13 protein-coding genes and 1 pseudogene are annotated in these 13,693 nt (G+C 69.3%); all 14 read left to right on the forward strand.

Going from position 1 to position 13,693, the window contains the following annotated elements; translation table 11 throughout:
• Complete coding sequence (locus ACZ470_RS37020) at positions 1-1,119, forward strand: C40 family peptidase (protein WP_468434349.1); 1,119 nt, start codon at positions 1-3, stop codon at positions 1,117-1,119.
• On the forward strand, positions 1,116-1,763 hold the full coding sequence (locus ACZ470_RS37025) for a hypothetical protein (protein WP_468434350.1): 648 nt from the start codon (positions 1,116-1,118) through the stop codon (positions 1,761-1,763). The genes ACZ470_RS37020 and ACZ470_RS37025 overlap by 4 nt, the downstream gene beginning before the upstream one ends.
• Positions 1,739-4,369: an ATP/GTP-binding protein gene (locus ACZ470_RS37030; protein WP_468434351.1), complete on the forward strand. Its 2,631-nt coding sequence runs from the start codon at positions 1,739-1,741 to the stop codon at positions 4,367-4,369. Before ACZ470_RS37025 ends, ACZ470_RS37030 begins: the two co-directional genes overlap by 25 nt.
• Positions 4,366-5,281, forward strand: a pseudogene (locus ACZ470_RS37035) (replication-relaxation family protein). Before ACZ470_RS37030 ends, ACZ470_RS37035 begins: the two are co-directional and overlap by 4 nt.
• 664 nt (positions 5,282-5,945) lie before the next feature.
• A complete protein-coding gene (locus tag ACZ470_RS37040) occupies positions 5,946-6,542 on the forward strand; it encodes a hypothetical protein (protein ID WP_468434352.1) in 597 nt (198 codons plus the stop codon).
• Positions 6,536-7,396 carry an ATP/GTP-binding protein gene (locus ACZ470_RS37045; protein WP_468434353.1) on the forward strand — a complete coding sequence of 287 codons (861 nt, stop codon included), beginning with the start codon at positions 6,536-6,538 and terminating at the stop codon, positions 7,394-7,396. The genes ACZ470_RS37040 and ACZ470_RS37045 overlap by 7 nt, the downstream gene beginning before the upstream one ends.
• 49 nt (positions 7,397-7,445) lie before the next feature.
• A complete protein-coding gene (locus ACZ470_RS37050) occupies positions 7,446-8,126 on the forward strand; it encodes an SAF domain-containing protein (RefSeq protein ID WP_468434354.1) in 681 nt (226 codons plus the stop codon).
• 3 nt (positions 8,127-8,129) lie between these two features.
• On the forward strand, positions 8,130-9,005 hold the full coding sequence (locus ACZ470_RS37055) for a hypothetical protein (protein ID WP_468434355.1): 876 nt from the start codon (positions 8,130-8,132) through the stop codon (positions 9,003-9,005).
• Positions 8,998-10,605 (forward strand): CpaF family protein, encoded by a 1,608-nt coding sequence (locus tag ACZ470_RS37060; RefSeq protein WP_468434356.1) that lies wholly within the window; start codon positions 8,998-9,000, stop codon positions 10,603-10,605. The genes ACZ470_RS37055 and ACZ470_RS37060 overlap by 8 nt, the downstream gene beginning before the upstream one ends.
• A 40-nt stretch (positions 10,606-10,645) precedes the next feature.
• Positions 10,646-11,638, forward strand: a complete 993-nt coding sequence (locus ACZ470_RS37065; protein WP_468434357.1) for a type II secretion system F family protein — start codon at positions 10,646-10,648, stop codon at positions 11,636-11,638.
• A complete protein-coding gene (locus ACZ470_RS37070) occupies positions 11,635-12,528 on the forward strand; it encodes a type II secretion system F family protein (RefSeq protein WP_468434358.1) in 894 nt (297 codons plus the stop codon). The genes ACZ470_RS37065 and ACZ470_RS37070 overlap by 4 nt, the downstream gene beginning before the upstream one ends.
• Before the next feature lie 16 nt (positions 12,529-12,544).
• Positions 12,545-12,733: a hypothetical protein gene (locus tag ACZ470_RS37075; protein ID WP_468434359.1), complete on the forward strand. Its 189-nt coding sequence runs from the start codon at positions 12,545-12,547 to the stop codon at positions 12,731-12,733.
• 77 nt (positions 12,734-12,810) lie between these two features.
• Positions 12,811-13,182, forward strand: coding sequence for a TadE/TadG family type IV pilus assembly protein (locus ACZ470_RS37080; RefSeq protein ID WP_468434378.1), 372 nt, complete (start codon positions 12,811-12,813; stop codon positions 13,180-13,182).
• A gap of 59 nt (positions 13,183-13,241) precedes the next feature.
• On the forward strand, positions 13,242-13,634 hold the full coding sequence (locus ACZ470_RS37085) for a TadE/TadG family type IV pilus assembly protein (protein WP_468434360.1): 393 nt from the start codon (positions 13,242-13,244) through the stop codon (positions 13,632-13,634).
• The last annotated feature ends 59 nt before the right edge of the window (positions 13,635-13,693 follow it).

A 13,693-nucleotide genomic window follows, 5' to 3' on the forward strand; every position in this document is an offset into this window, starting at 1 on the left:
GTGAGTGTGCTGCTGCTGTTCACCGCCGTGTGCTGCGCGGCTCCTGTCTCGAACGCGATCAGCGCGTACGTCGCGCTGCAGACCGGGCTCCAGGACGATGCCGATGGTGGAATCGCCGACGGCGGCAGCATGGCGGACATCCCCGCCCGAATGCTGGCTGCTTATAAGAAAGCCGTACAGCAGGTTGGGAGGTACGTGCCCAAGTGCCAGGGCATGCGCTGGCCGGTCCTTGCCGGGATCGCCAAGGTCGAATCGAACCATGCCGCCGGCCGCAACATTGCTGCAGGCGGCGACATCCGCCCGAAGATCTACGGGGTGCTCCTCAACGGCTCCGGGGCCGGTGGGAACACCACCGTCTTCCCGGACACCGACAACGGCCGCTGGGACGGCACCGCGAGCGCGGAGCGTGCTGTCGGCCCCTTCCAGTTCCTGCCGTCCACCTGGGAGGGCGTCGGCAAGGATGCCAGCGGGGACAAGACAGCGGACCCCCACAACGCCGACGACGCAGCCCTCGGCGCCGCCGTCTACTTGTGCGGCAACGGCCGGGACTTGCCCAAGCGGGCTCAGCTCAAGGCCGCGATCTTCCAGTACAACCACTCAGGTGAGTACGTCTCGAACGTGCTGGGCTGGATCGACCAGTACACAGCAGCCGCGAAGGACCCGGACCTGAAGAACGTGACCGGGAAGGTCCGCACCGTGATCGAGGCGGCGCTCTCCCAACGCGGTGTGCCTTACTCGTGGGGCGGCGGCAACGCCAAGGGCAAGTCGACCGGGATCTGCTGCTCCCCCAGCGGGAAGAGCGGCGAACGCATCAAGGGCTTCGACTGCTCGGGGCTGACCGTTTACGCCTACGCCAAGGTCGGCATCCAACTGCCCCGCCTCGCGGCCGGCCAGGCCAGTGTCGGCCAGCGCATCCCCGCCAGTCTCGGCACCGGTGCGCTCAAGGCTGGCGACCTCGTCTTCTACGCCGACGCCCCCGGCCGCGACAAAACGATCTATCACGTCGGAATTTACCTGGGCAGCGGACAGATGATCAACGCCCCCCGTCCCGGAACCGTCGTCCGGCAGGACGCGGTCAACGCAATGTCGGGATACGCGGGAGGGGCCCGGCTGCTATGACCACCTCCCCCGCACGTTCGCCGCGCCTGCTGCTGATCACCACCGTGGCCCTGGCCCTCACCGGGGTGATCCTACTGACAGTGCCGCACACCCCAAGCGCACCAGCAACCTCGACGCCACCGCGCACGACCACTCCCACGCCGTATCCCTCGGCGACCGCCGCACGCGGCCCTGCTGCGCAGCCCAGCGGGTCCGCGCATGCCACGGCATCCACGAGGTCGACGCAGTCAGCCGGTGCGTCCGGGCCGCCGCCGCATGGCGAGGGTGCGGCCGGCGATGCCTTCATCCAGAAGTCGTTAGAAGACGCCTGGCCCGCCGACCTTGCCGCCGACGAGGAGCAAAAGCTCCTCGCGGCCGGCCGTGGCCTGCTGCGGGCGGACGCCACAGGGGTCGGCCGCGCCAAGTGGCCCGCGATCTTCGGTACCTGGGACCGGGCGATCGCACCGGCGTTCTCCACCGCCCGCTTCCGCATCCAGGCTGCCATCGCCCGCCGCGACGGCAGCCGGGACAAGGCGGTGGTGCACCTGGTGTGGGCGGCTGCCGACCGCGGCGGGACCTACACCGACCGGCGCATCACCGACTGGTACTTCACCCGTACTTCAACGAAAGGAGGGTCCACGTGGACACCGCAGCCCCGTACCTGACCGAGCAGGCGGATGACAAGGCGGCCGGTCAGGTCCTCGGTCTGCTGGCCGGCCTGGTTAACGCCGCTGGCTGGGTGATCACCTATTGGTGCGTGCCCGTGGCGGCCGCGGCCGCCTGCTGGGCCGTGAGCGAGATGGTGGTGCGCCGTCTTGCGAGGAAGGCCTCGGCCGAGCGGATGGCGCTGGAACTCGTGCCGTCGCAGCACTTCGACCCAGGCCTGGAGGAGATCTTCCGCCGCGGGGTTCAGCTTGCCCGAGCTTCAACGAGCATGCCGTGGTGGGCGCCCAGGCGGTCGAAGGCGGTGCAGATCCGGCTGCGCGCCGACGGCTCGAGCCCGTTGCGGTACCGGATCGAAGGTCCTGCCGGCGGTGAACGTCTGCTGTCGATCACGCCGTTCGGTCCCGCCGTCACGGTGAACCGGGCCCGCCCGCTCGTCGACAAGCCGCGTGAGCATGTGGTGCGGGCGGAGTTCGTCCTGCGTGGCAAGCCCACGGCCCCGCTGCGGGACGTTCCGCTGGACCCTGACCCGCTGCAGCCGCTGATCGACGCCGTTTCTGATCTGCGGGCCGAGCTGGGGGACCTGGCCGAGATCCGGCTCGACATCCAGCGGGCCCCCAAATGGGCGCTGCGCGCCCGGCGTCTGCAGCTGATGTCGGACGCCCGGCGCAGGGAGCGGCGCGAGGCCCAGCGCGCCGCCCGGTGGGTGCGCCAGGACGCAGGCGGTGTCGAGGACTCACTGGCCTGGCAGCTGCAGCAGTTGGTCAGCGGCAAGCAGGGCAATGGGGGTGGGCGCCGTCTGGTCATGCCGCCCGTCCCCCGGCGGGTTGAGCCGGCCGAGGCGCTGGGCAAACTCGCCGATGACGACCACCTGGTGCGCGTGCAGCTGCTGGTGATGTGCGCGTCGAACACCGAAGGCCGCTCCCAGGCCCGGCTCGCCCAGCTCCAGGCTGCCTTCGACGTGTTCGGCGGCGGCTCGAGGTGGGCGATGCGCGGATGGCGGGTCGGCCCGTGGCGGTTCGGGGCGGACCGCTGGCCCAGCCGCCGCGGCTTCGAACGCCGCTGGACGTTGGGTCACTGCCAGCCGCCTCGTCCGAACTGGGTGCGCCTGGAGGAGCTGACCGGCCTGCTCAAGCCGCCCACGGTGCACTGCCGGCTGCCGCTGCTCGCCGGGGACCTGCCGACCTTCGAATTCAACAACCCCACGTTGTTGCTGCAGGGCATCTACCGCGGCCCCGACGGCCGCAGGCGGCTGGTCGCCAGCTATGCGAAGGAGACGCTGTTCGAGGTCGGCGTGGGAAAGGCGGGCGGCGGCAAGACCGAACGCGCCCTCGCGCAGGCCATCGGCTGGGCTCATGCAGGAGGCGGGCTGATGTTCGTCGACCCGCACCGCGACTCCTGGCCCCGCGCTCTGCCGTTCCTCGCCCACGACGCGCTGATGGACCGGATCGCGCTCATCGACCTCAACGCCCATGGGCCTGCGCCTCAGGTGAGTTCGTGGAACCCGCTCGGCATGCACCAGGGCCAGGTGGCGCACGAGGTCGTCGAGGCCACCGCGGACGCCTTCGCGTCCGCGCTCGGCTGGGACGACGCCGGCGCACCCCGCGCGCTGACCATCCTCACCACCTCCCTGGCGGTGCTGGTGGCCGTCAACGAAGCCGCCTGCCAGGCCGGGCGCCCCGACGACCAGGCCACAGTCTTCCACGTGCGGGCACTGCTCACCGACTCGGTCTTCCGCGCTGCGGCGCTCGCCGGGGTTCAGGGGCGCCTGGACGAGGAGACCCGCTCCTGGTGGCAGACGGTGTTCCCGACGCTGCCGCCGGACTCCTTCGCCGTGGTCCTCAACCCGATCGCCCGCCTAGCCGCCAACCCCGTCACCCGCGCGTTCCTCGGTCAGCCGGCCGGCCGATACAACATCCGAGCCGCGATGGACTCGAAGATGATCGTGTGGGTGTGCCCGGGCGGCAACGGTCCCACCGACCGGCTGGTCACCGCACTGCTCGCCCGGGACCTGCTGCGCGCAGTGCGCTCCCGGCGGGATAGCCCAGAAGCCCAACGGGTGCCGTTCCGCCCGTACTTCGATGAGCTGATCACCCTGACCGGCGCGGCCGCAGAGACGATCGCCAGCATGTTCGAGGACTTCCGCAAGTACAAGGTCCACGTCCACGGCATGACCCAGTTGCTGGCCCGCCTGCCCATCCCGGTGCGGCTGTCCCTGGTCCAGAACGCCTCCACCCTGGCGTCCACCGCCGGATCGCAGTCCGCCATCGCTGCGATCACCTCGGAATGGGGAGACCGTCCCGGACCTGACGTCGTCGCCACCCTCGACCGGTTCGAGCACTACATGTCGCTGACAGTCCGGGGCCGTCGCATCGGTCCCGTCCGGATCACCGGCCCCCACCTCGACGAGGTCTTCGCCGACTACGCCCGTCCCCACCAGGCTGCGGCACTCGAGCGCGCAGCCCGTGCCACGGCCGGCGCCGCGCCCCTGGACCAGCTCACGACTCGCGCCACCGATCAGCTGGGCCGGGTGGGCGCCTTCCTTGCCCAACTCGCCCCCACCACCACCCCGGCAGCCGCCCGGTTGCAGAAGAAGGGTTACAAGTGACCACCACCTTCGAGGCCGTGTCGGCCAGCCGCACTCCGAGTTCGGTGGAGCCGCTGCCGCATCAGCTCCTGGCCGTGCTGGGTCAGCATCGGATGGCGACCACGAACCAGCTTCACGACCTGCTGCGGCCCGGCACAGCGCGGCAGACCGTCTCCACGCCGTTGAACAAGCTGCGCCGTGAGGGCCTGGTGGACTACACGGTGCTGCCGCAGTCCAACCGGTCCCGTGCCTGGTATCTGACGGGTGAGGGGGCCCGGCTGGTGCGGGACTTCCCCGCGCTTAGGGGTCGGCCGCCGTATCCGATCAACTCGGCCACCGCCGCCTCGTTGAAGACGCCGCACACCCTGACCGTGGTCCGTACCCACCTGGCGTTCGTCGCCGATGCCCGTAGGCGTGGCGACGAGCACGGTCACCTGGACTGGACGCCTGAGGTCTCCCACCCGCTCAGCGACGGCGAGAAGATCATCACGGATGCGGTGATGTACTACACGCTCATCGGTGAGGATCAGCGGACGAAGCTCAGGGCGTTCGTCGAGGTCGACCGGACGACCATGAGCAGCGAGCGGCTCGCACTGAAGTTGATCGAGTACGCGCGGCTGTGGTCGTACGAGCCGCAGCCTGTCGGCCGGTCCCGCGCGTGTCAGTCGGTTGTTCCCGGTGCCGTCTGGCTGCGCTGGTATCCCGTGTTCCCCCGGGTCCTGTTTCGTGCTCACCGGCGCCTCCCGATTCGTCCTGGGCAACAGGATCAGCGACCTGCAGGCCATGGTCGCGCAGCACCCGCTCGTGGGCACGCTGGCCCGTCAGGTGCCGCTGGGTGCGGCGGTCCTGGACGACCTCGAACTCCGGGGGCCTACCGGCGATGTCTGGGTGCCTCTGGCCGGCGGCGAGTCGCGGCCGTGGACCGAGCTGTGACGCGCGGCGCCTGGTGGCGACCGAATGTCGCAGCCTTGCAACTACTCCGCAGCCCCTACTTGATATTTGCTCACGCGAATGGTTGATTCACTTCCGCACCGCACGGTTATGGCTTTCAACTCGCCTTGCCTGGCCCTGCACTTGGGAGGTTTCAGATGTCGCAAGCCACTGGCGCAATTCGCATTTCTGAAGCGGCGTCTGGCGCCGGGCGGCCCGTCCGCACGCCTTCCGTCTCGCGCGTCGGGCGCGCCTGCGAGGCTGAGGGGGTCCGGCGACTTCGACCTGGACGACCTGGACCTCGCGCACCACCGATTCCCGGACCGTCGGGTGACCCTCGACGGTGACGTGATCACCGTGAGGCCGACGTTCCCGGCAGCTCGGCGGCTGACCGCCCTCGACGAAAGCAGGGGGCTCGCCCCGATTTGCTACCAGAACATGTGGCCACACACGACTACATATCGACATCCGATTCCGAGAGTGACCCGGTACATCCCGAGTTGTGCAAGTGAACTCAAATTTCAAGCTGGGAAGTTGACTGGCATATGCGTAACCTCTCGATCACGCAAACGCATCACTACAGCTGGGCCGGGCCGCTGCTCTGCGCCGATCTATGCCGGAGCCTGGGAGCAGCGGCCAACCGCACCGCGTCGTACGGGGAGGCATCGTGAAGCGCCGCACACACCAGTCTTCTATTCACGTTCGTAACGTCGCCGCCGCGTCCCTCACGCTGTGCGCCCTACTCGCCCTGACCGCGTGCGGAACATCCGACGGAGACGGCAAGCCCTCCGCTGAGACTTCCACGCCGGCGCCATCCCTCTCAGCGTCCACCTCTCCGGATCCCGCCAAAACGGCAAAGCAAGAAGCCATTAGCCAATATCGCGCATATTGGGACGAGATGGAACGCCTCTACGCCAATAAGACCGGCAAGAGCACGGACATCGAGCGCTATGCCGCCGCCGCGGCCCTAGCGAACGCAACCGCGGACGCCAAAGACATGCATGACCGCGGCCTGATCATCACCGGCGACGTCAGCGTCCACGATGCGACAGTGACAGCAGCCGACCTCAGTCGCAAAGTTCCCCACGTCAAACTCTCCAGCTGCCTGGACGTCTCCGAGTGGAAAGTCATCCATGCAGATACGAAGAAGCCAGCCTCTCTGCCCTCCCAGCGACTGACCCGCTACGTCATCGCCTCCACCATCGAGCGCTGGCCTGACGGATGGAGGGTCATCGAGGATGAGCCACAGGAGAAGAAGTGCTGAGGCGCCGCTGGATCACCGCAGCCGCCGTCAGTTTCTCCGCCCTCGCCACGGCAGCCCCTACTCACGCAGCCGATGAGCCCAGTACTGACGTCGGGGGTTGCGGCCGATTCGTCTGCGTCGAGGCCGGAGCGCCTGGGGACAACGGCGACAGCGGCAGCAACGAGCAGACCGGCACCGGCAGCACCTCGGGCGGCGACAGCGACACCACGTGCACGTACGAGAAACTCGACCCGCAGCCTCCTGCAGGCAGTCTGCTGTGGGACGGACACGAGCCCGGCGACGGGGCCGTCTACCGAAAGGACTGCCACGGCAACCCTATCGGCGCCCAGGTCGGAGCCGTCTGGCTGCCGGAACCGCCCGAAGAGGGTGAAGTCGTAGACGTCGCCCAGCTGGCGCAGGAAGCCCTGGACAAGATGCTCCTGCGTGGACCTGACATCGGCATCACCCCGAAGCCTGGCGGGAAAGGCGTCGTCGGCATGCCGGTCTACATGTGGACCGAAAAGGGCCCTGAGACCTACGGACCGAACACCGCCAGCGCATCGGCAGGCGGCATCACCGTCACCGCCACGGCCAGGGTCGCCAAGATCCTTTGGAGTATGGGCGACGGCCAGTCGGTCACATGCACCACCGCTGGCACCCCGTACAAAGCGGCATACGGCAAGAATCCGTCCCCCGACTGCGGCCACCGCTTCAAGGTCCCCTCGTCCACCACGGACTCCGGCACGTTCCACGTGACGGCGACATCAACCTGGTCGATCGGCTGGGAAGCGACCACCGGTGAGTCCGGCCAGTTCACCGAAGTACGCGACAACGCCGTAGACATCACCGTTGCCGAGGTGCAGGTCCTCAACTGACCACGCGCACCGCGCGCACCAGAGATACCCCGAAAGGTTCGTGTCCGACATGGAAGCCACAGCGCCAGCCGTGCCGCGCCCGACCAGCTCGGACCGTTCCGAGCTGCCGATCACCACCACGGCGCCCGTCAAGCGGGAACGCCGGTGGTCGGTGGTTGCCCTGTGCATCGTGCTAGCGGTGATCTGCGCTCTGACAGCCGCCTGGGCAGTCAACTCCGCCAGCGACCGCACGAAGGTCCTCGCCGTCGCCCGCGACGTGCCGGCCGGTCAGGCCCTCACCGCGGCCGATATCACCGTCGCAGAAGTCTCCGCGGACGCGGCGCTCTCGCCGCTGCCGGTCATCGACAAGACCTCGGTGGTCGGCAAACGGACGGCCGTCGATCTACGCAAAGGCGGGCTGCTGCTCGCCTCGCAGCTGACCCCCGGAACCGGCCTGGGAGACGACCAAGAGCAGGTGGGCGTCCAGATCAAGCGGGGCATGGCCCCGGCCGGGACCCTCGCTCCCGGCGACAAGGTCAAGGCAGTGACCACCCCTGCCCAAGGAGACGAACTGCCGGAGACCAGCGTCGCCCCGGAGACCATCGATGCCACGGTTGTCTCCGTCTCCAGGCCCGACGCCTCCGGCACCGTCGTGGTCAACCTCGCTGTCGGCACAGATGAAGGCCCCATCCTGGCCAGCCGAGCCGCTCTCGGCCGTGTCGCTCTCGTCCGGGAACCGCGGAGCAACTAACCCATGCCCGTCACCGCGCTCGTCTCTGCGAAGTCCTCCGGCGTCACCGCCACCGCGCTCGCCCTCACCCTCGCCTCCAAGCGGTACTCACTGCTCGCCGAGTGCGACCCGGCCGGCGGCACCATCCGCGCCGGCCTGCTCGGCGGCCAGGTCAACGCGGGCTTCGGCCTCTACCACCTGGCCCGTGCCGAACGCACCGGCCCTGAGGCCCTCGCCAACGCCTTCGCCTCCCACCTGTGCCACCTCGACCAAGCGGGGCACCGCAAACTGCTGCCCGGCCTGACCGACCCGGCCCAGGCCGCCGCCCTCGCCCGTACCTGGCCCGCGCTCGCCGACGTCCTCCAGGTCATGGCCCAGCAGGCCGGCCACGACGTCTACATCGACGGCGGCCGCCTCGCCCTGGAAGCCGGGCACCTCCACCCGACCCTCACCCCAGCCCCGCTGCTGTATCGGGCGGACATGGTCCTGCTCGTCGTACGGGGCACCGAGCAGTCCCTCGCCCTGGCCCGGCACCTCCTCCCCTCGCTGCGCACCGCACTGCACGAGCAGGGCTCCGGCGCCGACGCGGTCGGCCTGCTGCTCATCGAAGACGGATCCTTCCGTGCCCACCAGGTCGGCGAAGCCCTCGGAGCACCGGTGATCGCCGCTCTCCCATACGACCCGGACGTCGCCCGATACCTCACCGCCGGCGGCCGCCCACCCCGCGGCTACAGCCGTAGCCCGCTGCTGCGGCACGCCCGCACAGCCACCGAGCAGATCGAGGCCGCCGCCGCCCGCCGCCAGCTCCAGCAACAGTACGCACCCGCCACTCCTCAACTGGCCGGGATCCTGCAGCGACTGAACCAGCAGCACAGCGAAGGGGGAGTGAAGCATGGCTGACACCCACCATCGCCCAGGCATCAACGGCCACCAGCCAGCCCTGGGACGGGAGGACATCGCCGGGCTCCTCACCGGGCATCTCACACAGCGCCGCGCGGCCGAGCCACGGCCTGTCCCGGCTGCCCAGCCAGTCCCGCGGACCGCCGTGCCGCCAGCACGGACCGACCCCGGCGCGGTACCCCGCCTGGCCGACCTTCCCGGCGAGCTCCCAGTGGACTGGGAGGTCATCGAGACCCTGCAGGCGGAGGTCTCCAAGCAGCTCACCGCCCGCGACCCCCAGCGGCTGATGGAGGATGCCGACCGGCGGGCACTCGCCCGCTCCCTGGTCACCACCGCCGTCGCGGACTGGGCCGCCAAGTACGCTCAGGCCAACGTGCCCCTCACCCCGGCGCAGGAGCAGGCCATCGCCACCGCGGTGTTCGACTCCATGTATCGCGGCGGCAGGCTGCAGAGCCTTCTGGATGAGGACGGTGTCGAGGATGTCATGGTTGACGGCCTGCGCGCCCACGTCGAGTACCTTGACCGGCCGCGCCGCACCATCGACCGGGTTGCCGACTCCCACGAGGAACTCATCGCCTGGGTCAACCGGATGGCCCGCCTCTCCGGCCACGGCGAACGAGGCCTGACCCAGTCCACCCCGATGGTGGGCTTCCGCATGCCTGACGGCTCCCGCGTGACCGCCTCCATGCTCACCAGCCGCCCGTCGGTCATCATCCGCAAGCACCGGCTGCGGGACACTGGGCTGGACGAGCTGCGCCAGTGGGGCACCCTCAACCCGCTGCTGCAGTACTTCCTGCGTGCCTGCGTCCAGGCCCGGATGAACCTGCTCGTCGTCGGGGACATGGGCGCTGGCAAGACCTCCCTGCTGCGTGCACTCGGCCGGGAAATCCCCGCAGACGAACGGCTCGTCACTCTGGAGTCCGACCGGGAGCTGTACCTGGACGAACCGGCTGCCTCGGGCAAACCTGGGCCCGTCACCTATGCGTTTGAGGCGAGGCAGAGCAACGGCGAGATCCTCGGTGACAAGAAGGCCGGCGAGGTCACCATCGCCGATATGTTCGCCACCGCGCTGCGCTACAACGCCACCCGGGTCGTGGTCGGTGAGGTCCGCTCCACTGAGATCGTGCCGATGCTGCAGGCTATGTCCGCTGGCGGTTCCGGATCGATGTGCACCATGCACGTGCGCCGCCCCCACGCCATCATCAGCCGCCTGGTGCAGCTGTGCACGGAGGCCGGCATGGCCACCGAGGCAGCCCACCACCTCATCGCCGCGTCCGTCGACGTCATCGTCTACATTGCCTACGACTGGGACGACGTGAAGTACGGCGGCCGCAAGCACCGATACGTCAGCCACGTCTACGAGGTCCATGACGTCGTCGGTGAAGGTGGCCGCCCCACCGTCACCGAGATTTTCGCCCCGGCCGGCCCACGCGAGCCGCGCGCGGTGTTCAAGAACATGCCCTCCTTCATCGACGAGCTGGAGAACAAATCGAGGTTCCCCGACCTCGAAGGCGCCCCGTCGTTCCACCGGTCCTGGCTCACCGACAATCCGCTGGGCGCGTGGGGCGGGCCTCTGCAGCGAAAGGGCCCCTCCTCATGACGCCACCCGCCCTCACCCGTCGGGCAGACATTGGGGAGGCATGGTGACGATCTCCGAACTCGCCCTTATCGCATCTCTGTTCGCCGTTCTCGCCGTCGTCGCTCTCATTACGCTCGTGCGCGAGATCTGCGGCCGGGTGCCCGACCCGCTCAAACCGCGCCGCCAGTTCGCGGTGCGCGTCCAGCGCGCCCGGGCCGAGCTGCCGGAGAGATGGCAGGCCCGCTGGCGCTACCTGGTCACCATCGCTGCCATCGCCACGCTTGGGGTGTGGGCGTACACCGGCTGGCCTATCCACGGACTGCTCGCCGGAGCCGCCGTTCTCGGCCTGCCCTTCGTGCTCAACCCCGGCACCTCCGGGCAGGCGCGCATCGAACGCCTCGAAGCCCTCGCGCAGTGGCTCAACCACCTCGCCGGCGTGCACACCGCGGGTATCGGATTGCCGGCCACGATCCGCTCATCGGCGAAGAACGCTCCCGCGCCGATCGCCGTGAACGTCCGCGCCCTGTCCGAGCGGCTGCGCTCCGGCGTGGAGGCCCAAGACGCCTTCGACCTGTTCGCCGAGGAGATGGCCGATGGTGTCTTCGACCACGTGGTGCTGCTCTTCCAGTCGCACGCCGTCTACAAGGGCCCAGGCCTTGCTGACGCCCTTGAGGCGATGGCCGTGACGATCCATCAGCAGGCCGCCGACGCCCGCGACGTCGAGGCCGACCGGGCCAAGGTGCGCAAGAGCGCCCGCATGGTGTCCATCGTCGTCCTCATCGTCGTGCTTGGCTGCATGCTGAACGAGGCCTGGTCGGGCTGGTACCAGACCCCGCCCGGACAGGTCGTGCTCGCCCTCCTCGGCGGCGGCTTCGCCTGGCCGCTGGTGATGCTGCGCCGCATCGCCCGCACCACCCCCGACCCGCGCCTGATCGAAATCGGCAAACACCGCACACGGGAGATCGTCCACGGCGCCTTCGACGCCGGTGACGCCCTTCCGCATGCCTGGGCCTCGGCCGCCACCGCACCCGCTCGCACGGAGGACGCACGGTGATCCCCCTGAACGTCATCGCGCCCGCGGCCGCCGTTGGCGTCCTGGTCGGCCTGGGCGTGCGCGCCGCCTGGCCCGCCAAGCCCGACCTGACTAGCGCTCTGGACCGACTGGACGCGAGCAAGGTCTCCACCGTCCTGTCGCCGGACGCACCCTCCCCCACGGGCTCGCTGCCTGAACGGGTCGGCAACCGGCTCCTGGCCGACCTCGGTGATCGCATCGTCCTGCCGCTGCGCGATCTGAACTTGCTGCGCATCAGCCCGGCCGAACACCTCGGCAAGCGCGTCCTGTTCGCGCTCTACGGCCTGGTCATCCCGCTGCTGCTGCAGGCAGTGCTCGCCCTCGGCGGCGCGCCGTTCCCGTACGTCGTCCCCGCCGGGCTGTCTCTCGGACTGGCCGCGCTGTTCTGGCTGTGGCCCGGCCGCGAGGTTGCCAAGGAAGCTGCCGAGGCCCGCCTGATCGTCCGGCACGCCGCCGCCTCCTACCTCGAGCGCGTCGCTCTGGCCCGAGTCGCCAACTCCGGCGCTGCCCAGGCCCTGACTGACACCGCCCGCGTTGGCGAGAATTTCATCTTCCAGCGCATGCGGCAGGTCTTCCACCAGGCCGACCTCGCTGGCGTCACGCCGTGGGACGCTCTGAAGCAGCTCGGCGAAGAACTCGACATCCCCGAACTCACCCGGCCCGCCGACACCCTCGCCCTGGCCGGAGACGGCGCCGCCGTCTACACCACCCTGCAGGCCCAGGCACGGCAGCTGCGCATCGCACTGCTGTCCGATCAGAAGGCCAAGGCCAACGAGGCCTCCGCCGCCATGATCCTGCCGGTCACGTTCGGGGTCATCCTCATGATCACCTTCGTGATGATCCCCCTAACGATCACCATTCTCGGCAGCTGACCAGAAGGAAGGACAGATGGACCTCACCTACCTCACAACCCTGCTGCGTGCCCGCTGGGAGCATCTGAAGAACGCCGGCGACGCCGGTCAGTCGACCACCGAACTCGCCGTCATGGCAGCCGTCTTGATCGTTGTGGCCGGACTCGTGGTCGCCGCCATCAGAACGAAAGTCCTGGAGAAGATCGGCATCATCAACGGCGGGTGACCGCCGCACCCACCACCCGGGGAGGGAACCAGGTGAAGGCACGGTGCAGTAGCCGCTGGCGGAACCTCGCCGCCCGACTGCGCGCAGATCGCGGCGCCGGCAGCGTAGAGGTCGCCGTTCTGGCTGTCGTAGTGCTGATGCTCGTCTTCACCATCATTCAGGTCGGACTCTTCTTCCATGCCCGCAAGGTTGCACAGTCCGCGGCACGGCAGGGAGTAGACACCGGGCGGCAGTTCGGCTCCAGCCCCGGCGACGGTGTCGCCCAAGCTCAGGAGTTCCTCGCCAAGTTCGGCGGCAGTGTCCGCGGCGCCTCCGTCTCCTCCGCCGGCAGTACCACCCAGGAGATCCACATCACGGTCACCGGGCGGGTGGCCACCCTCGTGCCCGGCCTTGAGCTGACGGTCACCCAGAACGCCCACGGCCCCATCGAACGCTGGACCAACCCATGATCCTCCTTCATAGATCCACGCGTCGGCGCCGAGCAGGCCGGGACCAGGGGAGCGCCTCGGTGGAAGTCGCGGTGATCGCCCCGGCCATCATCGCCCTGCTCGGCCTGATGATCGCCTTCGGCCGCGTCATCGACGCCGACGGGGCCGTGGACGCGGCAGCTCATGCCGCGGCCCGCGCTGCCTCTCTTGAGCGCGATGCCACCAGCGCCCAGAGCCAGGCCCGCGCGGCCGCCGAAGACAGCCTCAGCGGTGACGACGTCACCTGCCAGAGCACCGACGTCGGCGTCGACACCTCCGGCTACTCCTTCGACGTTGGGCAGGCGGCCACCGTGACCGCCACGATCTCGTGCACGGCGCGGCTGTCGGATATCAGCCTGCCCGGCCTGCCCGGAGCCAAGACGCTCACGGCGACCTTCACCAGCCCGATCGACACCTACCGGGGGCGGCAGTGATGCACGCCGTACGAGGCCTGAACGCCCGTGCCCGGGCTGAAGCCGCTGTCCGGGGAGAC

It is taken from the genome of Streptomyces sp. NPDC031111, from assembly GCF_055570675.1.